The sequence below is a fragment of the Pseudomonas sp. NPDC087598 genome (genome assembly GCF_044743525.1).
Lineage (GTDB): Bacteria > Pseudomonadota > Gammaproteobacteria > Pseudomonadales > Pseudomonadaceae > Aquipseudomonas.
On sequence record NZ_JBIUWQ010000150.1, the window covers coordinates 1 to 1,468 of the forward strand.

The 1,468-nt window shown below is 56.1% G+C and carries 1 pseudogene; it reads left to right on the forward strand.

The features are described 5' to 3' along the window. Positions 1 to 1,468 (forward strand): annotated as a pseudogene (locus tag ACIOWE_RS30150) (DNA-directed RNA polymerase subunit beta'); the annotation flags it as partial.

The window sequence follows — 1,468 nt, forward strand, 5'->3', positions numbered from 1 at the left end:
CCGCTGGTCTGCGCCGCGGACAACGCCGACATCGACGGCGACCACAGGGCCGTGCACGTCCCGCTGACGCTGGAAGCCCAGCTCGAAGCGCGTGCGTTGATGATGTCGACCAACAACATTCTGTCGCCAGCCAACGGTGAGCCAATCATCGTTCCGTCGCAGGACGTTGTATTGGGTCTGTACTACATGACTCGTGAAGCGATCAACGCCAAAGGCGAAGGTCGTGTGTTCGCGGATCTGCAGGAAGTTGACCGTGTGTTCCGTGCCGGCGAAGCCGCACTGCACGCCAAGGTTAAAGTACGTATCAACGAAACCGTCAATGACCGTGACGGCAACAGCGTGAGCGGTACCCGTATTGTCGACACTACTGTCGGCCGTGCGCTGCTGTTCCAGGTTGTGCCAAAAGGTCTGTCGTACGACGTCGTCAACCTGCCGATGAAGAAAAAGGCGATCTCCAAGCTGATCAACCAGTGCTACCGCGTGGTTGGTTTGAAAGAGACCGTTATCTTCGCTGACCAGTTGATGTACACCGGTTTCGCTTACTCGACCATCTCCGGCGTTTCGATCGGTGTTAACGACTTCGTTATCCCGGATGAAAAAGCCCGCATCATCGGTGCTGCCACCGACGAAGTGAAAGAGATCGAGAGCCAGTACGCCTCCGGCCTGGTAACCCAGGGCGAGAAGTACAACAAAGTGATCGACCTTTGGTCGAAAGCGAACGACGAAGTTTCCAAGGCAATGATGGCCAACCTCTCGAAAGAGAAGGTTATTGACCGTCACGGCGTTGAAGTCGATCAAGAGTCTTTCAACTCGATGTACATGATGGCTGACTCGGGTGCGCGGGGTTCCGCAGCACAGATTCGTCAGCTGGCCGGTATGCGTGGTCTGATGGCCAAGCCAGACGGTTCCATCATTGAAACGCCGATTACTGCGAACTTCCGTGAAGGTTTGAGCGTACTTCAGTACTTCATCTCGACTCACGGTGCTCGTAAAGGTCTGGCGGATACCGCGTTGAAAACTGCGAACTCCGGTTACCTGACTCGTCGTCTGGTAGACGTGGCGCAGGATCTGGTTGTAACCGAGATCGATTGCGGCACCGAACACGGTCTGCTGATGACTCCGCACATTGAAGGCGGTGACGTTGTAGAGCCGTTGGGTGAGCGCGTATTGGGTCGTGTTATCGCTCGTGACGTGTTCAAGCCAGGTACCGAGGACGTTATCGTTCCTGCCGGCACTCTGGTAGACGAGAAGTGGGTTGAATTCATCGAGCTGAACAGCATCGACGAAGTGATCGTGCGTTCGCCGATCAGCTGCGAAACCCGCTATGGCATTTGCGCCAAATGCTACGGCCGTGATCTGGCTCGTGGTCACCAGGTGAACATCGGTGTAGCGGTCGGCGTTATCGCTGCGCAGTCCATTGGTGAGCCGGGTACCCAGCTGAAGATGCGTACGTTCCTCATCGGTGGTG